Genomic DNA, 23,283 nt, shown 5'->3' with positions numbered 1-23,283 from the left:
ACCAGGGACTAGAACCCCTTTGGCAGATCGATGCCTTTTATGGTCCGGTATAAGGCCAGGGCATTCTGATCCGACAATCCCCCAATAAAATCGGTGAGCAGCACAATTTGCTCATAGGCTGGTAGCTCCACCTGCGGACCAAGGGCTCGAAACTGCATCGGCAGCAAATCCAACAATTTGCGGCTGCGGTGACTTCGCTGGGCATCGAAGGTGGCGTGCAGGAAAGCATCCAGCAGGCCGCCGAGCACCTCAAAACCAGCGGCTTCAATTTCCAGTACCGGCCGGCTGCGGTACAGCTTCTCCACCGACAGCATCTGTACTTCCTGCAACTCGTGCCAGCACTCCAGCTCTTTCACCAAAGGCTGGTCATACTGCCCGGCAAGCATAGCGGGCACGTGTTCGGCAAAGCGTTGGGATACCTCATCTACCAGTTTACCAATGAGGCGGGCGCGGATATAGCCTAACTCCTCGCGCCAGTCGTGCCACTGTACACTGGCCCGGCGAGTGGGCGGGTCGTTAAGCATGCAGCGCAGCAGCTTCAGACCATGATGATGGTCAATAAGGCCGAGCTTAAGGCCATCTTCAAAATCGATGATGCGGTAACAAAGGTCGTCGGCGGCTTCTACCAGAAAGGCCAGCGGATGGCGGTGGTAAAACCCGGCACCTTCCTCCCCTTTTGGCAGTAGCCCCAATTCGTCGGCCACATGCCTGAATCGACCTTTTTCACACTGAAAGTAGCCGTACTTTTTCTCACTGGTTCCACCCGTACGGGCGCCGGGCTCTATTACGGAAGGCCGGGGATACTTCGTAAATGCGCCCAGCACGGCATATGTAAGGCCCAGCCCCGCCGTGCCAGTGCTGTGCGCCGGGTAGGTATGAGTCAGAATCCGAAAACCGGCGGCATTACCTTCGAAATGCTGCAAATCGGCCTGCTGTGCAATGGACAGGCCCGTGATAAACCGCTCGGCTTCCCGGCTGGTAAAATAGGCGGAAATGGCATCTTCACCAGAGTGGCCAAAGGGAGGGTTGCCAATGTCGTGACTCAGGCAGGCGGCGGCAACAATGTCGCCAAAATCCTGATCGAGGGTAGGTAGCGCGGCAGCCAGGTCGGAATCCGCCTCCATTAATCTACGCCCACTCAGGCGGCCTAGGGAGCGGCCCACGCAGGCGGTTTCTAAAGAGTGCGTGAGCCGGGTATGCACAAAATCGGTTTCCGGCAACGGCATGACCTGAGTTTTGCGCTGTAGTCTACGAAAGGCCGAGCTGAATACTACCCGGTCATAATCGGCTACGAAGGCCCCGCGCACCACGGGCGTATCGGCTACCAGGTGCAGTTGCGGCTGATCGGGGTAACGACGACGGGCCAGCAGGCGCTGCCAGGACATAGCGGGCGAAGCGGAAGAGGTAAGATGCATGTAGCGGGGAGGTTATCCCGCAAAATACAGGTATTCGGGAAAGAGCAAGAATGTGCTGTTTCGTTGCTTCCTTTTTAGCTGGCGCTGAAAGCATAATCTTCCTGCACCATACTACGTACCTTTGTCCGGCACTTTTAATCAGCGGGTTGTTTGCTGCTGATTCATCCTTTCACTCCGGTCCTCCAATGAGGCATTTTATGACGCTGCGCTTTGCGAGCTTTGGTCTGGGATTTTGTCTCGCTCTTACGGGCCAAGCTCAGCCATCTACCGCCCAAAAAGTTACGCCTCCTGCAAAAACAGGCACTACTGCTACCAGCAAAGCTCCGCCTGCAGCAAAACCAGCGGCACCCGTCAGGCCCAATGTTACCCCCGCCAAACCCGCCGGTGCCAAGGCCCAGCCCGCACTCCCCGGCAACCTCCGTTCTTCGGATCAGAATACGCGCTACCAAAATGGCAAGCTCCTGATTGAGCAGGGCCGATACGAGCTGGCCATGCAGGAGCTGCAGCCACTTACGGTGCCCACTGCCCGGTTTAAGCACGCGGCGGAAGCCGCTTATCTATATGCAGTGGCTGCTACCCGGGCAAAGAAATGGGCGGAGGCAGAGCAGATGCTCAACCTGCTGCGCAGTGAATATCCTACCTGGCCGGCTCTGGCTGAAGCCTATTTCCTGCAGGGACAGATTTCCTTTGAACAGGGTGAAGTAGGTAATGCCCTGCAGGTCCTGAGCCAGATTCCGGCAGGAAAGCTGGAGACCGAGCGCACTGCACTAAAGGCCACTTACCTGCCGCGCATCAAGGACAAAGCCTTGTTCCAGAATATGGTACGGCGCTACCAGCAGGATGCTATTGTGGCCACGGCTTATGCCGACAAGCTGGTGCTGGGTGGCTGGTATACTGATGCCGACAAAGCGCAGCTGGAACAGCTCATAAGCCAGTTCTCCCTCGATAGGTCCCGCTACTCACCGCGCGTTCGGCCTCAGAAGAAAAGCAGCTATAATGTGGCTGTGCTTCTCCCCTTCGAGCTGCACGATACCAGCTGGGAAAAGCAGCGTAAGCTTCAGTTTGTGACGGACCTCTATGCGGGCATGCGCCTGGCGCAGGACTCCCTGCAGCGGGAAGGCCGCTCCCTGCAGCTCTTCGCCTACGATACCGGCTCCGATACGCTGCAGCTCAAACGTATCCTGGCTCTGCCGGAGCTGGCGGCCATGGATATGATTGTGGGCCCGGTATACAAATCAGGTAGCAAGCTGCTGGCGCGCTACGCCCGCGAGCATCAGATTATCACCATCAATCCTTTGTCGCAGGACGGCGACCTGGTGCTGGATAACCCCTGGCATTATCTCTATGAGCCCAGCTCCGTGACGCAGGCCCAGCAGGCTGCTCAGTTTGCCTTCAATAACTTCCCTGGCCGTACAGCAGTTGTTTTATACGAAGACAGTAAGGACGAAAAGGCCTTCGGTGAGACGTATAAAACCACCTATGAGGCGCTGGGCGGAAAAGTGCAGGTGCTACGCCGTATTAATTCCGATGTGGATGAATCCCTGGCGCAGGGCTTTGCGGGAATTGATCTGAAAACGGTCAGCCATCTGGTAATGGCTACCGAGGGCCGCAAGGCTGGGCCATATACTTTTGGTCTGATGCAAAGCCAAGGGGCACGCCTCCCCCTCATTACCTATGCTTCCTGGCTGGAGAACCCTAAGGTTTCATTAGGCCAGTTGGACGCCCGCGAGGTTTACTTTTTGTATCCGCATTATCTGGACAAAAATGCCCCCGGGGTGCGGCGCTTCCGCCAGCTTTACTTGCAGCAGCAACATTTGCCCCCTTCGGTGTTTTCCAGCATTGGCTTTGAGCTGCTTTATTATTTCGGCTCCCGGCTGCATGAGTACGGCTCTGTTTTTCAGACGCAGCTGGCCAATTCCGGACCGGTTTCGGGCATGCTGTTTCAGGGCATCGGGTACCCCGGCGGCCGTCACGATAATCAGTATGTGCCCATCACCAAGCTGGAACGCATGGAGGTGGAAGTCCTGAACCCGGTGGATGGCCGGTAAACTTCAGCGCCCTTAGCCCTGCTCCTTTTGCAACCTGAATGTTCTTTTGATATGAAGTCTTCTATTTCTCCGGCTCCTGAGCTTACGCTTGGTACCAGCAATGCCCTGTTTGAGCGGGCCAAGCAACATATTCCCGGTGGCGTAAACTCGCCGGTGCGCGCCTTCCGCGCCGTGGGCGGCCATCCGGTTTTCATGAAGTCGGCAAAAGGGGCCTGGCTCACGGATGTTGACGGTAACCAATACCTTGATTTCATAAACTCCTGGGGGCCCATGATTCTGGGCCACGCCCCGCAAATTGTGCTGGAGGCTGTACAGCAGGCTATTCCCGACTCGCTTTCCTTTGGGGCCCCCACGCAGCGCGAGGTAGAAATGGCCGAGCTGATCAAGCAGATGGTACCCAGCATTGAGAAGGTTCGGCTGGTGAATTCAGGCACCGAGGCTACTATGTCGGCCATTCGGGTGGCGCGGGGCTATACCGGCCGCGACAAGATCCTCAAGTTTGAAGGTTGCTACCACGGCCACGGCGACTCTTTCCTGATTGCCGCCGGCTCCGGAGCCCTCACTTTGGGCTCGCCCGATTCGCCCGGCGTTACTGAAGGCGTTGCCAAAGACACACTCACAGTACCTTACAACGACCTGGACGCCGTGCGCCGGGCTATTGCTGCCAATTCCAGCCAGATTGCCGCCATTATTATTGAGCCGGTGGTTGGCAACATGGGCCTGGTAGAGCCCGCCGAAGGTTTCCTGCCGGGCCTGCGCGAACTGTGCACCGAGCACGGCATCGTATTCATTTTTGATGAGGTGATGACGGGCTTCCGGCTGGCGCCGGGCGGTGCGCAGGAGCTCTATGGCATTAAGCCGGACATGACCACGCTGGGCAAAATCATTGGCGGAGGTATGCCAGTGGGCGCGTACGGCGGCCGTCAGGATATTATGGACAATGTAGCCCCCGCGGGTAAAGTGTATCAGGCGGGTACACTCTCCGGCAACCCCATTGCTACCGCTGCCGGCATTGCTCAGCTTACCTACCTACAGCAGCACCCGGAGCTATATACCGAGCTCAACCGCATCAGCACCCGCATTGCCAATGGCACCCGGCAGATTGCCGCCGAGCTGGGCCTGAACTACACGGTCAATCAGGTGGGCTCCATGTTCAGCCTGTTTTTCACCACCGAGCCCGTAACAGACCTGGCCAGTGCCAAAACTTCCGATACCGAGGCATTTGGCCGGTATTTCCGGGCTATGCTCCACCGCGGTATCTACCTGGCACCGGCGCAGTTTGAGGCTCTGTTTGTTTCTACTGCCATTACAGATGAATTGGCAGACCATTACTTGACGGCCTGCCGCGAGTCGCTGATTGAAGCCCACGGGCTGTAATTTCCCTGAGGCAATTCTGAAACTGTCATCCTTAGTCAAGCTGGGGATGACAGTTTTTTTTCTACAGCTCCCAACCACGACAGCAACCGGTTACCTTTGCGGGCAAATCTGCCTTGTCTTATGCCTCGTTTCCGCTTTCTTTTCCCGGTATTACTGCTCATTCTGCTGCCTAACCTGCTTTGGGCGCAGCTGAATGGCCCGGCTGCTGATAACAAGCGCCTGTTCGACCGCACCGTAGACGAGCTGAATTTCCGAACTATGGAAACCGTGTACGATAAGTCGTTTACGCGGCGCAAATTTCCGGTAAACCTGCGCACGGCTAAAGACCGGCGTGCTTTCGATGATTTTCCCGGTCGCGACGACCTGCACACTCTCTTCCAGAATTACAACGGCGTAGCCGAGCGCTACAAGGCCCGCTTCGGCAAAGGGCGCACGGATCTGGCCGAATTTGAGAAGCAGCTCAACAGCATTGTGCTGGACCGCAACTTCGAGTTCTTCATTCACAACCTGCCCCGCGACGAGCGGGTAGCCCTGATCCGGGCGCTACAACGGGAGATTAAGCAAGCCACCGCACAGTTTAACGCCTCCGAAGACCCTGCCCCCGACGAAACGACCGTGGACGGTGCCGCCGTGCCACCCGCTGATGTAGACGCCGAAGCCACCGTAGCGGCTCCGCTGGAAGATGCCACGCCACAGCCGGAGGAAACCACGACCACTACTACCATAACCTCCCAGGCCGCCAGCCCACAGGCAGCACCCTCCCAGTACGGCTGGCTAGACTACCTGACACTGCTGCTGGCCGGCACCTCCCTTTTCCTGGTGGGTCGGCTTACCCTGGTAACCATTCCGGAGCTGCGCGGCCGCCTGGATGCCTTAACGTCTTTTGGAGAAGAGGAGCCGGAGGTAGAAGAAACCATGGCACCGCGCCGCAGCTCCGGCCTGCGTGAAGACCGCTACGAAGAGGAAGAAGAACAAGCGTAAGTATTACATCAAAAGTCAGCCATGATTCTCACCGATCAGCAGATTCTCGCCGAGATTGAGCGGGGCAATATTGTCATCCAGCCGTATGATCGGACCTGCCTCGGCACCAATTCCTACGACGTGCACCTGGGCCGCTACCTGGCCACCTACCGCGACGCCGTGCTGGATGCCCGCCAGCACAATCAGATTGAAACCTTCGAAATTCCGGAGGAAGGCTATGTACTGGAGCCTGGTAAACTGTATCTGGGGGTAACGGAAGAATATACTGAAAGCCACGCCCACGTACCCTTTCTGGAAGGCAAAAGCAGCGTAGGCAGACTCGGCATCGACATTCATGCTACGGCTGGCAAAGGCGACATTGGGTTCTGCAACACGTGGACGCTGGAAATCAGTGTTTCTATGCCCGTGCGCGTGTATGCCGGTATGCCTATCGGCCAGCTGATCTACTTTGCAGTGCAGGGCAATGTGGAGACGTTCTACAACCGCAAGGCCAACGCCAAGTATAACGACCGCACCGATAAGCCGGTGGAATCGATGATGTGGAAGAATACCTGGTAATCTGGAAGTAGCTTGGTGAAGCTACGTCTTTGTCAAAGCTGGTCGGTCCGAACTCCTTGGCACAGTTTTTCGTTAAGGGAAAGTAATTTATCGGAAACTGCACCAGCCCAGGTGCTGCTTTTGTTAGGAAACCGACCACAGCTAACGAACCATGACCATGCGTAATACACTTGCCATTGCCGCTTTGCTACTGGCCACTACCATTGGTGCTCAGGCTCAGCAGAAATCGTTTATCACCACTACACAGGATAAAACCCGCTCCTCGCCACGCCTGAATGCGGCTGCTGTGGAGTACCGGGCCGACCGCCTGTCGGACCAGATGGTGCGCCAGCTGCGTTTGAATGGTTATCAGGCCTCGCGCCTACGCTCCATTAACGAGGATAAGGTGGCTAAAATGGCTGCTATTGAGCAGAAACATGCCGGCAATCAGCAGCTTATTGATGAGCAGTGCAAAGGCGTCTGCAAGGAGCGGGATAAGGAGCTAGCCTCTGTCTTGTCTACCGACCAGTACACGAACTACTACGATTCTCGGTCCATGTTCTATAAGTATGATAAAGACTATGCGGCTCGTTCCACCAATATCATGCTCGTAAAATCGGTACAGGAGCCGCTGCCCGCCAGCAGCAAAGGCGCTGTTATTGCGCCTAGCCGCCCGGAGGGCCGTAGTACACCGGCCAGCAGCGTACGGGGCCGTTAAAGCATCCTAATTCATAAAAAAGCCCCACCTGGTTTTCCAGGAGGGGCTTTTTTATGGTTACTGTAGTGTTACTTCTGCGTTTTCTGCTCTGCGTCGATGTGCTTAGAGAGTTCAGCGCACAGTTCACGCATCTTGGTGGCCATCACTGTATCATTAGTAGCCGTCATGATGGTTTCCGCCATGGACCCGATGGTATCCACAATGAAATACTTCATAGCATCCACCGGCATGTCTTTGGTCCAGAGGTCAATTTTCATAGTGCCCTCCTGGTTCCGGTCCCAGATAGAAACGTTAATGGCTTTGGCAAAGTGAATATCAGGGCCGGCATCGGTAGCAGTCCAGCTGATGGCCTCAGGCACTTTCTGGTCGTCGAGGGCAATGCTGAAGCGGATTTCAGATTTTTTCATCGGAAGGATGTTCTTGTAAAAAGTTTGTCATCCTGAGCTTGCGAAGGACCTTCTTCCATTGGTGCGGCCATCGTTAAGACGACTTATTCCAGTGGGAGAAGGTCCTTCGCTTTGCTCAGGATGACAGGTGTATTTTTTGTTCGGATGAACAGCTACTACACGTAGTTGTTCAGCATTACCGGCATTACCAGCATCAGAATGCTTTCGTTGTCGTCGGCAATGGTGGGCATGAGCAAGCCGGCGCGGTTAGGCGTGCTCAGTTCCAGGGTAATTTCTTCGGAGTCGATGTTTGACAGCATTTCAATGAGGAACTTGGCGTTGAAGCCAATTTCCATATCCTCGCCATCGTACTGGCAGGCCAGCTTCTCGTTGGCTTCGTTGCTGAAGTCGAGGTCTTCGGCCGAAATCGTCAGCTCCGAACCCGCCAGACGCAGGCGCACCTGGTGAGTGGTTTTGTTGGAGTAGATGGCAATGCGCTTCACCGAGTTCAGCAGCGCAGCCCGGTCAATAATGAGCTTGTTCGGGTTCGAAACCGGAATGACGTTCTCGTAGTCGGGGTACCGCTCATCAATCAGGCGGCACACTAGGCGCATCTGATTAAAGGAGAAGAATGCGTTGGAGTGGTTGAACTCCACGCGCACCGGCGTAGCCTCAGAAGGCAGTGCGTTTTTGAGCAGGTTGAAGGCTTTGCGTGGAATGATGAGGTTAGCCGTTTGGCCGGCGCCTACATCCTGACGGCGGTAGCGCAGCAGGCGGTGACCATCGGTAGCCACAAAGGTGACCTGGTTATCGGCCAGCTGCACCAAAATGCCCGTCATAGCCGGCCGTAGCTCGTCGGTGCTTACCGCGAAAATGGTCTTGTTGATGGCGCGCGCCAGCGACGAAGACGGAATTTCGATAGGCGCCGAGCCTTTTACCACCGGCACACGGGGGAAATCGGTAGCGTTTTCGCCGGCCAGCTTGTAGCGACCGTTGGCCGAGCTGATTTCGATGGTATAGGTCTCTTCGTCCAACGTGAAGGTTACAGGCTGGTCGGGCAGGTTCTTGAGCGTATCCAGCAGAATGCGGGCAGGTGCCGCAATTCGACCACTTTCGCGGGCTTCCACGGGCAGCTCTGTCATCATGCTGGTTTCCAGGTCGGAGGCCGTAATCGTCAGCTTGCCGTCCTCAATCTCGAAGAGAAAGTTCTCCAGAATGGGCACTACAGGATTATTCGTGACCACGCCATTGATGCTCTGCAACTGCTTGAGCAAGGCGGAAGACGAGACGATAAACTTCATATAAAGGGCGGTTGTCGGGCGTTTTTGGAAGAGGACAAAGATAGGAAACAGCGGGGTATTTTCGGGGTGAAATTCAGCAGAAGCAATATCCTCAATTTCACCCCGAAAATACCCCATTTAAGGCGCTACGCGTCTTAGAGCTTCCCTCCTAGAAGGAGGCATACTTGCGCTTACGTAACCACGCCCGCACACCCCCAAATAATCCTAACAGCATTAGTGGCGCGCCAATATTCAGCAGCTGCCAGCGGCGCTTTTCTTCATTCACCTTCACTTTATCCAGTGGCCGAAGGGTAATTTCTTTGCTGCGCACGGCAATTAGCCCGGTTTCATCGAGGAGGTAGTCAGCGGCATTTTGCACCAGTTCCCGGTTGGCAAACTCAGTGGTTGCCATTCGGTCGTAGCCCAGGCGCAGGGGGCGGCCGGTTTTGGTGTCCACATCATTGCGAACAAAGTCACCATCGGAAACCACCAGGATTTTTCCGGGGCGGGCATTGGGCGTTTGCGCGGGCTGAAACTCGGTGGTGCCGGGCTTGGTGCGGTTGGCGAACAAGGAGCGGAACTGACCTTCCAGCAAATAGCCCACGGACTTGGGGCCATTAGTGTAAAGTTTGGGGTCGGGCGGCAGGCGGGCATCGTTCAGGTTTACGGGCACCGGCGCGGGCAGCACGCGGGTGTAGCGCGAGGTGAACATGAGCGGCGTTTTGCGGATGCCTGCGGCCTTCACCGTGTCAATAGTGCCCACAAACTTGAAGTACACGGCATCCAGGTTGCGGGTAATAGGGTGCGGGCTGAACGAGTTAACAATGGGATAAAACTGCCAGGGCATGGGCTCTACCTGCGGCTTATTGCCGGTAACGCCCGTCACGAGCGGAATAAGGCCGGAGTTGATATCCAGGATCAGGTCGCCGTTGAAGCGGGCGCCGTACTTGAAAAGCAGGTCGGTGAGGTTCAACTCGATGGGGAATGAGAGCATGCCGCCGCGGTTGGCACTGTCCAGGTTCACTCGCATCATATCCACGAAAAACATGGCGCGGCCGCCCTGGGTGATGTACTCATCCAGCTTAAACTTCTCGGCCTCGGTATAGGGGCGCTGTGGCTTGGCTATGATAACGGCAGCCAGCGGCTTGAGGCTAGGCACCTTGCTAAGGTCCACGCGGTACACGTTGTAGTCGCGCTGCAGGGAGCCAATCATATCGGCCATTTGCAGGTTATCCAGCTCGCCGTGGCCTTCTACTATGCCAATAACTTTGCGGGTGCTGGGCTGCAGGCGGCGGATGGTGCTGGCCATTTCATATTCCAGCCCCTCGATGCTCTGGTTGAGGCGCACATCGGGCGCGGCGGCCTGGTTGCCGCGTAGCAGCAGCACATTTTGCTCCTTGCTGCCTACGGTAATGGTAGCCCAGGGAAAGATGATTTTCTCGACCCGCTTTCCGTTTTCGTTAGCGCCCAGATTAGTGGGGGTCAGTCCTTTTTGAATAAGGCGCTGGTATTCCTTGTTGCGGGCTTCCTCAGAAGAAGCCGCCGCGGGGTCTACGAACACATAGCGCAGCTTGGAACCGGCATGTACCTGCATTTCGTCCAGGGTTTCGCGGGTGGCCTGCTGCAGGCGGCGGAAAGCGGGCGGGAAGTCACCGGCCAGGTACACCGTTACGGTCACGGGCTCGGCCATCTGCTCCAGCAGCTGCTTGGTGGCCGGGGCCATGCTGTAGCGCTTGTCCTCGGTGAGGTCTAAGCGGAAGAAATACAGCTGGGCAATGAAATTGAGGACAAAAAGCGCCAGCATAAACAAACCGAACCGGAGCAGGTCCTGCTGTTTGCGGGATTTAACCGGAGCAACGGGCGCGGGCAGGGCGTTGGGAGTAGTTTCCATGCGTCAGAAAGTCCGGTTACCAATTGCGGCTGCGCAGCACAAGGCGGGTAGAAACCAGCATCAGTGCCACGATGGAGAAGAAATAGAGCAGGTCGCGGGAGTCCACAAGGCCTTTGCTCATGTCGCGGTAGTGCGCGGCAATGCCGAACTGCCCGATGTAGTAAGCTGGAGCGCCATCAAACAAAGAGGCCAACGAATCGAACCCGGAATACACTAGAAAGCAGCCCACCACGGCCACCAGAAAGGCAATGATCTGGTCGCGCGTGAGGGCCGAAGCCAGCACGCCAATGGCCGCAAATACGGCCGCCAGCAGCGCCAGCCCGAGGAAAGAACCGGCAAACGCGGCAGAATCAATATTGCCAACGGGGTTGCCGAGCTGATTTACCGAGAAGTAGTAAAGCAGCGTGGGCACCAGCGCCAGAAGGGCCAGCAGCAGGCAGGCCAGGTACTTCCCTCCTACCAGCTGCCCATCAGTGAGGGGCCGCGTGAGCAGCAGCTCAATGGTGCCGGCCTTCTTCTCCTCCGCAAACGTGCGCATGGTAATGGCCGGAATCAGGAACAGGAAAATCCAGGGGGCCAGGTTGAAGAGCGTCTGCAGGTCGGCAAAGCCGTAGTCGAGCACGGAGCTGTCGGGGAATACCCACACGAACAGGCCGGTAGCCACCAGAAACACCCCAATAACCACGTAGGCCACCGGCGAGTTGAGGAAGGCGTTAAATTCTTTGCGAAGGATGGCGAGCATCTAAGGCTTTTGTAGGCTGTAAAAAATCTTTTTGTCATCCTGAGGCGGTAGCCGAGGACCTTATCACGCTAGAACCAGTCGTTGCTTCGACAATCGTTCTTTAGTCAAAAGGTCCTTCGCAAGCTCAGGATGACACTTGTTCTAGGATAGTGGTTGACACTAATTCTATTTGGTCAATTCGCCGAACACCTGCTCCAGAGACTGTTCTTCCTGGCGCAAACCCAGTAGAATCCAGCCTTGCTGAGCGGCGAGACGGGAAATAGCGCCGCGCTGGTCGGTGGTGCCGGTCGTTCGAATGCGCCAGGTGTTGTTAGGGCCGGGCTCCACTGCTTTCACTTCGGGCAGCCGGCGCAGCACTTCCGCGTCAATCGGGCCTTCGAACTCGGCACGAATGATGGTTTCGCCCTGAGCCAAAGCACCTAGTTCCCGCACCGGCGAATCGGCCACGAGCTGGCCGCGGCTAATGATGACCACCCGGTCGCAGAGGGCCTGTACCTCGGGCAGAATGTGGGTGCTGAAGATGACGGTTTTGTCCTGGCCCAGTTCACGGATAAGCTGGCGGATTTCGCCAATCTGGTTGGGGTCGAGGCCGGTGGTGGGTTCGTCCAGGATGAGTACCTGCGGGTCGTGCACCAGGGCCTGCGCCAGGCCTACGCGCTGGCGGTACCCTTTGCTCAGGGCGCCAATTAATTTATTCTGCTCCCGGCCCAGCCCTACCCGGTCCACCATTTGCTGCACGCGGCTCCGACGCTCCTGGCCTTTCAGGCCGTGCACGGAGCCGATGAAATCGAGGTACTCGTGCACGTACATATCCAGGTACAGCGGGTTGTGCTCAGGCAGGTAGCCTACCCGGCGGCGCACTTCCAGCGGGTGCTCCACTACGTCGAATTCAGCCACGCGTACGCTGCCGCTCGTGGGCGGCAGGTAGCCAGTGGCAATTTTCATGGTGGTGCTTTTTCCGGCCCCGTTCGGCCCCAGAAAGCCCAGAATCTCGCCCTTGCCCACGCTAAACGAAATATCGTTTACGGCGGCCTGGGTACCGAAAAGCTTGGTCAGGTGTTGAACTTCTACCATAAGGTATAGCGCGAAGCTCCAGCTTCGGGCAGTATGGCTGATGTTGAACGAAGTGTAGCAAGCCGCTCAACGATACACGAAGCTGGAGCTTCGTGCTAGTGCTATTTCTTGGGTTGTAAGGGGCGCATCTCAATATCCACGATGTGGAAGTTGAAGGGCGTTTCAATGGCATGCACAATGGTGGCGGCAATGTCCTCGGGCTGCATCATAGAAGCGTTGGCTTCGGTGCCGGGAATTTCATCGAAGAAATTGGTCTGCACCGAGCCGGGATACAGGCACGTTACTTTTATTCCATCATTCCGCACTTCCTTAAACAAGGACTGCGAGAAGCCTTTTACCGCAAACTTAGTGGCGCAGTAGCCGGCCATTTTCTCGATGCCCTGCTGACCGGCAATGGAGGAAATATTGATAATGTGGCCCAGCTGCTGCTCCCGCATTTGCGGCAGCACAGCTTTGGTGCAGTAGAACAGGCCATGCACGTTGGTGTCAAACATGAGGTGCCAGTCCTCCGAATCGAAGCCGTCTACCGGGCCGGAAATGCCCAGGCCGGCGTTGTTGACCAGCACGTGCACTTCGTCGCCCAGTTGTTCGCGGGTTTCGGCGTAGGCTTTTATCACGGCCGCTTCCTTACGCACATCGCACTTGAAGAAGTGAAAACGCTCGTGCTTCAGGTGTTTGGGTGCGGTGCGGCCCCAGCCCGCCACGATGGCACCATGCGCCAGCAGGGCCTCGGCCGTAGCCAGGCCAATTCCTTTGCTGACGCCTGTCAGAATAGCTACCTTGCCAATCAGGTCCATTGCGTGAAGATGTTTCAAGTTGCGTTTCGGCCGCAAGATAGAGCCTCTGCGGCGCTTTTCAGTAGTTGGCTAACGCTGACATTCACGTTGGTGTTGCTGTCCGGCTGCAAGCCGGACCATGAGCTGGACTGCTTTAAAAGTACGGGTAAGGTAATCACCACCCGCCGGGAACTGCCCCCTATCCACACCCTCACGGTTTTCGATAACGTGGATGTGAACTTGGTGCAGGATACGGCCACGTTTGCGGAAGTGCGCACCGGCAAAAATCTGCAGCAGGACCTGGAGCTAACCGAGCAGGACGGCTCCCTCACTATTCGAAATACCAGCCGCTGCAATTGGGTGCGCCGCTATGATGTACCGCGCGAGGTAACCGTCCATCTCCCCTCCCTGCTCAACCTTTTTCAGAAAGGCCAGAATACGGTACGCACCCAGGGTACTTTCCGCACGGAGAAGCTTTTCTGCCACCTGGTAGGCGCCGGCGACTTCGACCTGAACGTGGATACCCGCTACCTCTGGCTGGATTTATATGAGCTGGGTGATATTCGTGTGACTGGTCGCACCGATACATTGCACTTAACCCTCGGAGGACTGGGGTCTGTGTATGGCCGGGATTTAAACGCGCGTCGCAGTGTTGTGCAGATAAACCGCGCCACCGCCGGCAATGCGCACTTGCAGGTCACGCAGGAATTATATGGCACCCATGCCGGCGCTGGCACCCTGTTTTATAGTGGTCACCCGGCAAGCGTGGCGGTGTCCGTTACCGGTAAAGGAAAGTTAATGCCGGTGGAATAGACAGCAATGGCTAGATATCCCCTAGTTGCGGACGAATGAGAAGCTCTTCCACTACGGCGCGGCGGGACAAGGAATAGGCACTAAATATGGCATCGGCTACGTCTTCCGGGCACATAAAACGCTCCGGCGGCAAGTCGGTACCCTCCCAGCTGTTGGTAAGCGTGGCACCGGGCAGCACGGCCGTTACGCGGATGTTGTGCTCCCGCAACTCGGCGCGCAACACTTTGGTCATTCCATACAAGGCAAATTTGGCAATGCAGTAGGAGCCGCCGTTGGTATAGGCTGTAATACTGGCCGTGGAACACATATTGAAGATATGCCCGGCGCGGCGCGCAATCATATCCGGCAACAGGCCCTGGGTCACGTCATAGGCACTGTAAAGGTTCACGTCAATCATGTGGCGCAGTTGCGAGCCGTCGGTAGGCTCATCCTGCAGGCGGCCAGGCTCAAAGCCGCCGGTATTGTTTACCAGCACTTCTACTTCTCCGTTCAGGCTACGTACAAAATCCACGAAACGGGCGGCATCACGAGGCTGGCTTAAATCGGCAGCGAGGGTGTATACGCTTACGTTCGGATAAGCCTGCGCCATCGTATCACTTAAAACCAGTAAATCGGCAGCCGAGCGGGCGCAAGTGACGACGGCATGGCCCTCTTGGGCAAAGCGTTCCACAATGGCGCGCCCAATTCCTTTCGTACCACCCGTCACTACGATTAATTTTTGCATTCCTTTACTTGTTGAATCGGTTTTTACGTAAGGGGAGCGAATCCGCACTGGCAGTTTTCTTATGCCGGACTGCTCCTCCGCAAGTTTCCGCTTTTCTGCTTTAGTTTCGCATTATATGGTCAAAACCTTCGGCTCTTTCATTCTTTTCATGCAGAGTATGCTCACCCGCAAAGAGCGGGTGCGGGTGCTCTGGCAGCGTACCCTAGACGAAGCTATTCTGATTGGGGTTGACTCCATTTTCATTGTGGCCATTGTTTCGGCTTTTATTGGAGCAGTAACCTGTGTGCAGATTGCCTACAACCTCACGAACCCGCTTATTCCTAAATCCACCATTGGGTTTATGGTACGCGAAATGACTATCCTGGAGCTGGCCCCCACTATCACCAGCATTGTGCTGGCGGGAAAAGTAGGCTCCAGCATTGCTGGCGGGCTGGGCACCATGCGCATTACCGAGCAGGTGGATGCACTGGAGGTAATGGGTATTAACTCTGCCTCTTATCTGGTATTGCCCAAAGTAGTAGCAGCCATCCTGATGTTTCCGCTGTTGGTTATTATGGCCATGGGCCTGTCCATCTTTGGCGGGTATCTGGCGGGCACGTTGTCGGGAGCTATGTCGGCGCAGGAATACATTGAGGGTATTCGCACTGATTTCATTCCTTACAATATTGCCTTTGCGTTGATTAAGTCGGTGGTTTTTGCCTTCCTGGTTTCGGCTATTTCCGCGTATAAAGGCTACTTCACCAAAGGTGGAGCCCTGGAAGTAGGCGCAGCAAGTACAGGCGCCGTAACCAACTCCATCATTGCCATTCTGATTGCCGATTACGTATTGGCCGCTGTGCTTTTATAAGTTGTTTGCAGCCATTGGTTTTGTTCGACGGTATTCCGACCTTGATAGAAGCCTGCTGCTCATAGCCCACCGCTTTCTGTTACTTCCAACATGATTGAAGTTCATAACGTCCAGAAATCCTTCAATGGCAACCAAGTGCTGAAGGGTATTACCTGCACGTTTGCAACGGGCAAATGCAACCTGGTGCTGGGTGGTTCCGGCACCGGCAAAAGCGTACTGTTGCAATGTATTGTGGGCCTCATGCAGCCTGATATCGGCAGCATCACCTTTGATGGCACCATCTTCACCAACAACAAGGTGCAGATCCGGCAGGAAATCCGCCGCAAAATTGGCATGCTGTTCCAGGGGGGTGCCCTCTTCGACTCCATGACCGTGTATGAAAACACGGAGTTTCCGCTGAAGATGCTCACGCCGGAAATGAGCAAGGAAGAGCGCCGCGACCGGGTGGAGTTTTGCCTGAAGCGCGTGGGCCTGGAAAATGCCGGCAATAAAATGCCTTCTGAAATTTCGGGTGGCATGAAAAAGCGCGTGGGCATTGCCCGCGCCATTGCTCCCAACTGTACCTACCTGTTCTGCGACGAGCCCAACTCCGGCCTCGACCCCGCTACCAGCATCAAGATTGACGAGCTGATTCACGAAATCACCCACGAGTATCAAATCACCACCGTCGTCATCACCCACGACATGAACTCCGTGGTAGAAATCGGCGACCATATCATCTTCTTACACAAAGGCTTGAAGCTTTGGGACGGCAACAAGGACGAAATCCTGAACGCCCAGGTACCGGAGTTGCGCGAATTCATTTTCAGTAGCAGTCTGGTACGCGCTGCTAAACGCGTAGAAGAAACATCCGGAGGAGGTTTGGAAGCGTTGGCCAATGAGCCACTTTCGGAAGTATAGAAGTATAGCTCAGCAATAAAGGGAGGCTGCATTTAGGCTTTCATATTAGCCATAAAAAAGCCCTTGACGTCATTGTGCACGTCAAGGGCTTTTTAATTTTGGTTGAAGCTGATTGCAGCCTTTATTGTTGAATTCCGGTATTTCTGAGAGAGTTGGGTTATCCCTTCACCACCACCCTTCCCTATCGCGCAAGCTGGAAATATGGGCCAGGTGGTGCCGCCCATGCCAGGCATACATAGCCAGGGCCTGATCCAGGGTGAATTCCTGCTGTGAGCCGGGATGGTAGAACCGGCGCGCCCACTGCTCCTCGGTAAGCTGGCGCAGGAGCGTAGTCCAGCGCGAGTGCAGGGCATTTAGCAGTGACAAGGATACTCCCACAGATGTGGCCGCCACATCTGGCAACTCTGCCCAGGCACCTTCATCATAAGGCTTGATAGTGGGCAACTCTTCCGTAAGGGCCAGCCGGAAACGCATATAAGCATTCATGTGCGAATCGGGCAGGTGGTGCAGAACCTGGCGCACTGTCCAGCCACCGGGGCGGTACGAGGTGTTTAGTTGCTCCGGGCTAAGCCCAGCGGCAGCGGCCCGTACCTGGTCGGGTAGCATGGCCAGTTGGGCCAGCAGCCCCATGCGGGCACCTGATGAAAGTGGGCCGGTTGGTAGCTCTGCCTGGCCAATAGGATAGCGAAGGTCGGTTTCAATCATAAGCAAAAGAACAGATGCGGACGGTAAGGTACAAGGTTGCACTAAGACGGAATCAACCTAAAACAGCAATGGCTTCCTGTGGGGAAGCCATTGCCGGGTATGCAGTAAGATTTTAGTCTTTCCGCTTGTTGAGTTCGTCGCGAATTTTGGCGGCTTTTTCGTAGTCCTCTTTCTCCAGGGCCTGAGCCAGCATTTTAGTCAGCTCATCCAAAGAAACCTGCCCGGTAGGCTCACGCGGCTCAGTGGGCGTAGGTCCGGTGGAACCGCTGTCATCATCCTCATCCTCGTCGTCCTCATCCGAGTCCTCGCCGGTTTCGTCGAGGTCAGAGAGAATAATGCCGGCTTCGCTCAACACACTTTCCACGGTGTAAATCGGCACGCCGAAACGCAGGCCAATGGCAATGGCATCGGAAGGGCGGGCATCCAGCTCAAAGGTGCTGGCCCCATCAGAACACACAATCTTGGAGTAGAAGACGCCTTCCTTCAGGTCAGAAATCAGCACTTCCAGAATAACCACGTGCACATGCTCGGCAAACGACTTAAACAGGTCATGCGTGAGCGGACGGTTGGGGCTTATCTTTTCTATCTGGATAGCAATACTCTGAGCTTCAAACATGCCGATGATAATCGGTAGCCGCCGGTTACCGGTTTTTTCCCCCAGAATAAGGGCGAAGGAGCCGGATTGGGACTGGCTGGAGGAAAGGCCCAGAATTTCGAGCTGTATTTTTTTCAAGGTTCTTGGGGTCTTGAGGACGTAGGGTCTTAAGAACGGAGTGGCAGGCCTAAATAGGTGATACGTGCAAAGAAAAGAAAGGCTCCGCGCCCGTACTAGGAAAACCAGAAAAAGACTTAGGGTCTTGAGAAAACCGATTTACAATGAAACCCGATTTTCTCAAGACCCTATACTCCTAAAACCTAGCCCAGTTCTTTTACGGCCTGGGTTAGTTTGGGCAGTACATCGAATACGTCGCCTACAATGCCATAATCAGCGGCCTTGAAGAACGGAGCTTCGGGGTCTTTGTTGATAACCACAATTACCTTGCTGGAGTTTACCCCGGCCAGGTGCTGAATAGCACCCGAAATGCCGCAGGCAATGTACAGGTTGGGCGAAACGGTGATGCCCGTCTGACCTACGTGCTCGTGGTGAGGGCGCCAGTCTACATCTGAAACCGGCTTGGAGCAGGCCGTGGCCGCACCCAATGCCTTGGCCAGATCCTCAATGAGATACCAGTTCTCAGGGCCTTTCATGCCACGGCCACCAGATACCACTTTATCAGCTTCAGGCAACAGAATACCGCCGGCCTGGTCCTGCATTACTACTTGCTTGGGGGCATCGGCAAAGTCAGCATCCGTAAGCTGGGCAGAGAAAGCAACTACCTGAGCAGTTTTGCCGGCTTCGTGCAGAGCCTCGATGGAGTTTTTCTTAACGGCAATGATTTTCCGGTCGCCCTGCAGGGTAACGTCAGCAAAGGCTTTGCCCGAGAAGGCACCGCGCTTCACCAAAAACTGACCATTGTTTACTTTAGGCAGCTCTACTACGTTGGTAGCCAGGCTTGCCTGCAACCGCACCGACAGGCGCGAGCCAACAGCCGCACCAATGTTAGAGTTAGCCAGCACAATTACCTTAGAATCTTCCTGCTGGGCAGCAGTGGCAATGAGCTTGGTATAAGCACCATTCACGAAATCTTTCAAGCGAGGCTCAGCGTCATACAGCACTTTGCTGATGCCTTGCTCACCCAGCTTGGCCAGATTGGCTTCAGTGGCCTCCCCTACGGCAATAGCCGTGGCGGAAGTACCGAGCATCTGGGCTACCTGGCTTCCGTAAGAAGCCACTTCCAGCGAAGACTTTTTCACTTCGCCGTTATCACATTCTACTACTACGAGTACGGACATATTTCCTGGAATTATGAATTCATCCTTCTAAAGCCTTTGTTCATTTAAATCCATCAAAACCACTGATTCACAGACGTTTTAACAGACCCAAGAACCCAAACCTCAAAGTATATAATTCGAAGTTTAGATAACTTTGGCTTCGTTGCGGAGGAGCTTGATCAGGTCGCCGGCGCTTTCAGCGGGGATAAGCTTTACGCCTTGCTTCTTAGGGGGCAGTGCGTATTCAGCTACCTCGGTGCGGGCACCTTCGCCTACGGGCTCAATGACCTTCAGCGGCTTGGTGCGGGCCGTCATGATGCCGCGCATGTTAGGGATGCGGGGCTCACACATGGGCTGCTGGCACGAGGCTACGAAGGGTGTGTTTACCTCCACAATTTCTTTTCCGCCTTCAATTTCGCGTTCCAGCGTGGCAGTGTTGCCGTTCATATCCAGCTTCATGGCCGGAGCTACGGTGGGGATGCCCAGCATCTCGCCTACCATGCCATGTACCTGGAAGCCGTTGTAATCGATGCTCTCCTTACCCATCAGAATAACATCGTAGCCGCCTTCTTTGGCTACGCTGGCAATCTGTTGCGCCACGAAATAAGCATCCTTAGGATGAGCATTCACGCGGATGGCGTCGTCGGCCCCAATGGCCAGCGCCTTGCGGATATTGGGCTCGGTATCGGCCTCACCTACGTTCAGCACCGTTACGGTGCCGCTGCCTTGGGCTTCTTTCAGCTCAATGGCACGGGTGAGGGCATATTCATCCCAAGGGTTTATCACGAATTGCACCCCTGCTTTGTTGAATTCCTTGTTATCGGGGGTGAAGGTGATTTTGGTGGTCGTGTCGGGAACGTTGCTGATGCAAACGAGAAACTTCATCTACGGCTGCTTGGATGGACGGATAACTACGGGAAAACCCCAAATTTGGGGCGAAGATACTGAAAACTCACTCCCTATGGAAACCGCGTCAAGCCGCTTGCAGCAACTCCTCGCCTTCTACCAAGACGACCCCAACGACCCCTTCACGATATACGCGCTGGCCACCGAGTATCGTCCCACCGATCCACAGAAAGCTTTGGGCTTCTACCAGAAATTACTGGACGAGCACCCGGATTATGTGGGTACGTATTATCACGCTGGTAAGCTACTGGAGCAGCTGGAAAAGCCCGAAGAAGCTGAAAAGATTTACCGCCTGGGCCTGCAGGTAAGCCGCCGTGCCGGGCAGATGCACGCTGCCAGCGAGCTACAAGGCGCGCTAAATCATGTGCTAGGGCTAGATTATGAAGACGACTAAGCGGGCTTAAAAAACCGTTTTCGTCCAGGCCACGGCTTTGGCGGGGGAAGCGGCAAAAGCATCGGCGCCGGTGGTTTTCCAAAGCTCCGCGTCGGTGCTGAAGGCGGCACCACCTACCAACACTTTTATTTTGCTGAGTTGCGGGTTTTGCTCCTTGGCCACCACCAGTTCACGTACCACGGTCACGTGTTGCGGCATGGAGGCCGCCATGGCCAGCAAATCGGGCTGCAACTCTTCCAGCAGATGGAGCAGGCTTTCGGTAGGCGTATTTACACCCAGATAGTAGATTTTCCAGCCTTCCATCTCCAGATAGTCGGCAATGATGCGGGCACCCATACCGTGCAGGTCGCCGGCTACAGTAGTTACCACGGCCATACGGCCGTTGCGAGGCAAAGCGTGCCGAAATTGGTACAATTGGGCGGCAGCCAGTTCCGTGGTGGCAGTACAGAAATGCTCCTGGGCTATGTTAATTACCCGGCGATGCCACCGCTCTCCTACTTCCCACTGTACTGGTACAAATACATGCTCATATATGGCACGCACATCGGTGCTGCGGCGGGCTTCTGCCACAATTAGCTGGATAGCGGCCTGCCGGTCGGCAGCCATAAGTGCCTCTAAATAGCGGGAGGCCAGTTCGCCTAGTGGATTATCGGCCATAGGAAACGTCACCTTCGGAATGTCTACCGAGGGCAACGACTCACTTAGATAGCCAATGGCATCGTTCAGGTATTTGGCAGCCAGAATATAGGCGGTGATGGGCAGCCGCTGAGAAAGCACTTGTTTTAGGGCGACGAGTTGCGCCGTTAGCTCTTGGTCGCGCGCCTGGCTGGTGTCCTGCCTGCGTAATTGCTCAATGTGCGTATCAAACAAGGGGGCACTATCCATCTGAATTGCCAGAGCCAATGGATAAATCTGGGTCTGAATCTCGGTCAGCTTTTTAGTCTCATCTGCCGCTGCTCCGTTGGTGGCAGACTGATAGGCTCGAAGGGCAGTATAGGCGACTTCATCGGTACTCTCAATGAGGGTACGGGCAGTTTTCTGGGCAAGCTTGGCACTCATGCGGCGAAAATTACAAAATCATTAGTTATCCTCGAGCCTGCTTAAACTATATAAACAGCTATATAATCCCATCTACTATATTCTGCTGACCGCTTCTATCCTCTTTTTATTCCTTCAAACCGTATTACGGCCTTTTATGTGGTTTAGCCATCCCTACTTGCCTTTATATTCCTTATGCTGAAGCTGTCCAGGAAAGGCGCGACATCGGTTGCCCACCCAATGCCCCTGGTTCCCTGCGGTCCTCCTATTGTTCCCGTTTGCCCCTGCTGACGGCTTAAAAGGGCACGCCAGTCGACTTCCTAAACAGCTTTAGTAGCAGAAACGGGTCATAGTGTTTGATCTAATTGATATGTAGTGCTAGTACATCTATTGTAAAATCAGGTATAACCCAGCAAATGGTGATCCGTCGGGCCCTTTGTCGGATTCCCACTCTTTCAACAGCATAAAAAGTTGATTTAAAAAGCATTATAATGTATTTTATGGATGTCGCAGGCAGCTTACTTTCCTGCCTGAACACTTGGTAATGCAGCCCTTCACATATCAGCAGGCCCATACATATGTTCATAACTGGCTGGAAGCACACCCGGACCGCCTGCGCTACCAGCGCAATGACCCCGACCTATTGCGCAACTGGTGCGATGCTGCCGAGCGCCGCTTACTGAGCGGTATTCCCGACGATGCCCCGTATATATTAGAGCGGTTTGCTAATAAGGCTGAAACCTCTTCCATGTAGCTCTTAGTCCGTTTCTACCCAAGGGCTCCTTATATCTAGCTGACTAAGAATACATATCAACTGAAAATAAACAGCCTTATTTCAAAACCTTGCCGGGCAAAGCCCCGTAAAAGAGAGGTCTTCCTTTTCCCAACTGAACTTTAGAGCCGGCATTGTTGTCCGGCTTCTATGCGTAAGACCATTCTGCTGGGGCTGGCCGTGCTTATAGGCACCGCTACCCGCACCTTGGCCCAAACATCGGGCGACGAATTAACTGACTCGCCGTTTGTGCGAAACATCCGCCCAGACCGGCCGGGTGTCACCATCACCACCAACATGCTCTATCCGGGCCAGGTGCAGGTCGATGCCGGCATCAGTCAGCTGCCGGCTACGGAGCGGTTTGGCGCCAGCCGTACCATGTCTTCGGCCACATTGCGGGTAGGATTCTTTAACCATATTGAGTTACGGGCTACCCAGAACTATCTGCACGCGCAGCCCCAGCGAGCCACGTTAGAAGGGCCTGCTATTCCATCGGCAGCAGGTTTTGCGCCACTTACAGTTGGGGCTAAGTTTCTAGCCTCTACTGTACAAAACGCCCGCTCACAGGTGGTAGTGCTGGCCGAAATGACGCTACGTAACGGCGACGCCTCTTTTCCCTACAAAACTTATGAGCCCTCGGCCCGCCTGTTGATTTCGCAGATGATAGGCGACCGATATGGTCTGGAAGGCAACTTTGGCTTCACTCAAAAAGGCTTCCGGGCTGCCGACACGAAGCGCGGGCAATACCTAGGTTCGGTGGCCCTTAATGGGCCGCTTAGTTCTCATTTTGGTTTCTTTTCCGAGGCATATGTGCTGGGCCGACAAACCTGGCAGCCGGGCGTTACTACTGGCGTTTACTGGCGGCCAGTCCCGGGTTTCCGGGTTGATGCCAATGCCGGGCATCAGTTTAATGCACCGAATGGGGGCCTGCAGCTGGGCGCTGGGGTAAGCGTACGTCTTCCCTACTAATAAACAGAAAGTCTAAGCTTCAATCTTATAAATCTGGTCCTGTATCTTCTATTAGAAAGAAGATGCAGGACCTTTTTGTGTTTATATATTTTATAAAAATAATTCTGATAAAAACCCA

Annotated in this window: 24 protein-coding genes; 11 read left to right on the top strand and 13 right to left on the bottom strand. The window is 55.0% G+C overall.

The features are described 5' to 3' along the window. Positions 1-8: 8 nt before the first annotated feature. Positions 9-1,415, bottom strand: a complete 1,407-nt coding sequence (gene dgt / locus Q4G72_RS09285; RefSeq protein WP_303311141.1) for a dGTP triphosphohydrolase — start codon at positions 1,413-1,415, stop codon at positions 9-11. 197 nt (positions 1,416-1,612) lie between these two features. Here dgt and Q4G72_RS09280 point away from each other — a divergent pair, with 197 nt between their 5' ends. The 5 genes from Q4G72_RS09280 (at position 1,613) to Q4G72_RS09260 (ending at position 7,076) form a co-directional block, all read left to right on the top strand. After that, positions 1,613-3,463 carry an ABC transporter substrate-binding protein gene (locus Q4G72_RS09280; protein ID WP_303311140.1) on the top strand — a complete coding sequence of 617 codons (1,851 nt, stop codon included), beginning with the start codon at positions 1,613-1,615 and terminating at the stop codon, positions 3,461-3,463. A gap of 51 nt (positions 3,464-3,514) precedes the next feature. Further along, on the top strand, positions 3,515-4,840 hold the full coding sequence (gene hemL, locus Q4G72_RS09275; protein ID WP_303311139.1) for a glutamate-1-semialdehyde 2,1-aminomutase: 1,326 nt from the start codon (positions 3,515-3,517) through the stop codon (positions 4,838-4,840). A gap of 120 nt (positions 4,841-4,960) precedes the next feature. Next, on the top strand, positions 4,961-5,821 hold the full coding sequence (locus Q4G72_RS09270; protein ID WP_303311138.1) for a hypothetical protein: 861 nt from the start codon (positions 4,961-4,963) through the stop codon (positions 5,819-5,821). A 21-nt stretch (positions 5,822-5,842) separates the two neighbouring features. Continuing rightward, positions 5,843-6,379 (top strand): dCTP deaminase, encoded by a 537-nt coding sequence (gene dcd, locus Q4G72_RS09265; protein ID WP_303311137.1) that lies wholly within the window; start codon positions 5,843-5,845, stop codon positions 6,377-6,379. A gap of 157 nt (positions 6,380-6,536) precedes the next feature. Further along, positions 6,537-7,076, top strand: a complete 540-nt coding sequence (locus tag Q4G72_RS09260; protein WP_303311136.1) for a DUF4890 domain-containing protein — start codon at positions 6,537-6,539, stop codon at positions 7,074-7,076. Between the two features lie 68 nt (positions 7,077-7,144). Here Q4G72_RS09260 and gldC read toward each other — a convergent pair whose 3' ends face one another. The 6 genes from gldC to Q4G72_RS09230 form a co-directional block, all read right to left on the bottom strand. Further along, the gene (gene gldC / locus Q4G72_RS09255) at positions 7,145-7,483 is read right to left on the bottom strand and encodes a gliding motility protein GldC (protein WP_303311135.1); all 339 of its coding nucleotides are present in this window, start codon (positions 7,481-7,483) and stop codon (positions 7,145-7,147) included. 155 nt (positions 7,484-7,638) lie between these two features. After that, positions 7,639-8,763, bottom strand: coding sequence for a DNA polymerase III subunit beta (gene dnaN, locus Q4G72_RS09250; protein ID WP_121237433.1), 1,125 nt, complete (start codon positions 8,761-8,763; stop codon positions 7,639-7,641). A gap of 148 nt (positions 8,764-8,911) precedes the next feature. Continuing rightward, complete coding sequence (gene gldG, locus Q4G72_RS09245) at positions 8,912-10,633, bottom strand: gliding motility-associated ABC transporter substrate-binding protein GldG (RefSeq protein ID WP_303311134.1); 1,722 nt, start codon at positions 10,631-10,633, stop codon at positions 8,912-8,914. A 16-nt stretch (positions 10,634-10,649) separates the two neighbouring features. Then, positions 10,650-11,375, bottom strand: coding sequence for a gliding motility-associated ABC transporter permease subunit GldF (gldF, locus tag Q4G72_RS09240; protein ID WP_303311133.1), 726 nt, complete (start codon positions 11,373-11,375; stop codon positions 10,650-10,652). 165 nt (positions 11,376-11,540) lie between these two features. Then, a complete protein-coding gene (gene gldA, locus Q4G72_RS09235; protein WP_303311132.1) occupies positions 11,541-12,449 on the bottom strand; it encodes a gliding motility-associated ABC transporter ATP-binding subunit GldA in 909 nt (302 codons plus the stop codon). Positions 12,450-12,550: 101 nt separating this feature from the next. Continuing rightward, entirely contained in the window at positions 12,551-13,264 is a 714-nt protein-coding gene (locus tag Q4G72_RS09230) for an SDR family oxidoreductase (RefSeq protein WP_368408981.1), read from the bottom strand. Between the two features lie 72 nt (positions 13,265-13,336). Between Q4G72_RS09230 and Q4G72_RS09225 the strand changes: the two genes are divergently transcribed. Then, the gene (locus Q4G72_RS09225) at positions 13,337-14,038 is read left to right on the top strand and encodes a head GIN domain-containing protein (RefSeq protein WP_303311131.1); all 702 of its coding nucleotides are present in this window, start codon (positions 13,337-13,339) and stop codon (positions 14,036-14,038) included. Positions 14,039-14,048: 10 nt separating this feature from the next. Here Q4G72_RS09225 and Q4G72_RS09220 read toward each other — a convergent pair whose 3' ends face one another. Continuing rightward, a complete protein-coding gene (locus tag Q4G72_RS09220) occupies positions 14,049-14,762 on the bottom strand; it encodes an SDR family oxidoreductase (protein ID WP_303311130.1) in 714 nt (237 codons plus the stop codon). 115 nt (positions 14,763-14,877) lie between these two features. Here Q4G72_RS09220 and Q4G72_RS09215 point away from each other — a divergent pair, with 115 nt between their 5' ends. Together Q4G72_RS09215 and Q4G72_RS09210 are read left to right on the top strand one after the other, a co-directional pair. After that, positions 14,878-15,609 (top strand): MlaE family ABC transporter permease, encoded by a 732-nt coding sequence (locus tag Q4G72_RS09215; RefSeq protein ID WP_303311129.1) that lies wholly within the window; start codon positions 14,878-14,880, stop codon positions 15,607-15,609. Positions 15,610-15,699: 90 nt separating this feature from the next. Further along, positions 15,700-16,509 (top strand): ABC transporter ATP-binding protein, encoded by an 810-nt coding sequence (locus Q4G72_RS09210; RefSeq protein WP_303311128.1) that lies wholly within the window; start codon positions 15,700-15,702, stop codon positions 16,507-16,509. 165 nt (positions 16,510-16,674) lie between these two features. Here Q4G72_RS09210 and Q4G72_RS09205 read toward each other — a convergent pair whose 3' ends face one another. The 4 genes from Q4G72_RS09205 to Q4G72_RS09190 all read right to left on the bottom strand — a co-directional run bounded on the left by Q4G72_RS09205 (position 16,675) and on the right by Q4G72_RS09190 (position 19,971). After that, a complete protein-coding gene (locus tag Q4G72_RS09205; protein ID WP_303311127.1) occupies positions 16,675-17,214 on the bottom strand; it encodes a YfiT family bacillithiol transferase in 540 nt (179 codons plus the stop codon). A gap of 112 nt (positions 17,215-17,326) precedes the next feature. Beyond that, positions 17,327-17,947 carry a bifunctional nuclease family protein gene (locus Q4G72_RS09200; RefSeq protein ID WP_303311126.1) on the bottom strand — a complete coding sequence of 207 codons (621 nt, stop codon included), beginning with the start codon at positions 17,945-17,947 and terminating at the stop codon, positions 17,327-17,329. A 182-nt stretch (positions 17,948-18,129) separates the two neighbouring features. Beyond that, complete coding sequence (locus Q4G72_RS09195; protein WP_303311125.1) at positions 18,130-19,107, bottom strand: electron transfer flavoprotein subunit alpha/FixB family protein; 978 nt, start codon at positions 19,105-19,107, stop codon at positions 18,130-18,132. Between the two features lie 123 nt (positions 19,108-19,230). After that, complete coding sequence (locus Q4G72_RS09190) at positions 19,231-19,971, bottom strand: electron transfer flavoprotein subunit beta/FixA family protein (RefSeq protein WP_054413387.1); 741 nt, start codon at positions 19,969-19,971, stop codon at positions 19,231-19,233. A 76-nt stretch (positions 19,972-20,047) separates the two neighbouring features. Here Q4G72_RS09190 and Q4G72_RS09185 point away from each other — a divergent pair, with 76 nt between their 5' ends. After that, positions 20,048-20,386, top strand: coding sequence for a tetratricopeptide repeat protein (locus Q4G72_RS09185; protein ID WP_303311123.1), 339 nt, complete (start codon positions 20,048-20,050; stop codon positions 20,384-20,386). A 6-nt stretch (positions 20,387-20,392) separates the two neighbouring features. On the opposite strand, the gene Q4G72_RS09180 is transcribed toward Q4G72_RS09185, so the two are convergent. Continuing rightward, positions 20,393-21,445 carry a cobalamin B12-binding domain-containing protein gene (locus tag Q4G72_RS09180; RefSeq protein WP_303311122.1) on the bottom strand — a complete coding sequence of 351 codons (1,053 nt, stop codon included), beginning with the start codon at positions 21,443-21,445 and terminating at the stop codon, positions 20,393-20,395. Between the two features lie 523 nt (positions 21,446-21,968). Here Q4G72_RS09180 and Q4G72_RS09175 point away from each other — a divergent pair. After that, the gene (locus Q4G72_RS09175; RefSeq protein ID WP_303311121.1) at positions 21,969-22,178 is read left to right on the top strand and encodes a hypothetical protein; all 210 of its coding nucleotides are present in this window, start codon (positions 21,969-21,971) and stop codon (positions 22,176-22,178) included. 168 nt (positions 22,179-22,346) lie between these two features. Continuing rightward, entirely contained in the window at positions 22,347-23,165 is an 819-nt protein-coding gene (locus Q4G72_RS09170) for a transporter (RefSeq protein WP_303311120.1), read from the top strand. Positions 23,166-23,283 lie beyond the last annotated feature (118 nt).

The organism is Hymenobacter sp. BT730, from assembly GCF_030542105.1.
Classification (GTDB): domain Bacteria; phylum Bacteroidota; class Bacteroidia; order Cytophagales; family Hymenobacteraceae; genus Hymenobacter.
Note: the sequence above shows the minus strand (reverse complement) of the source record. Positions and strands in the feature narration are given on the sequence as shown.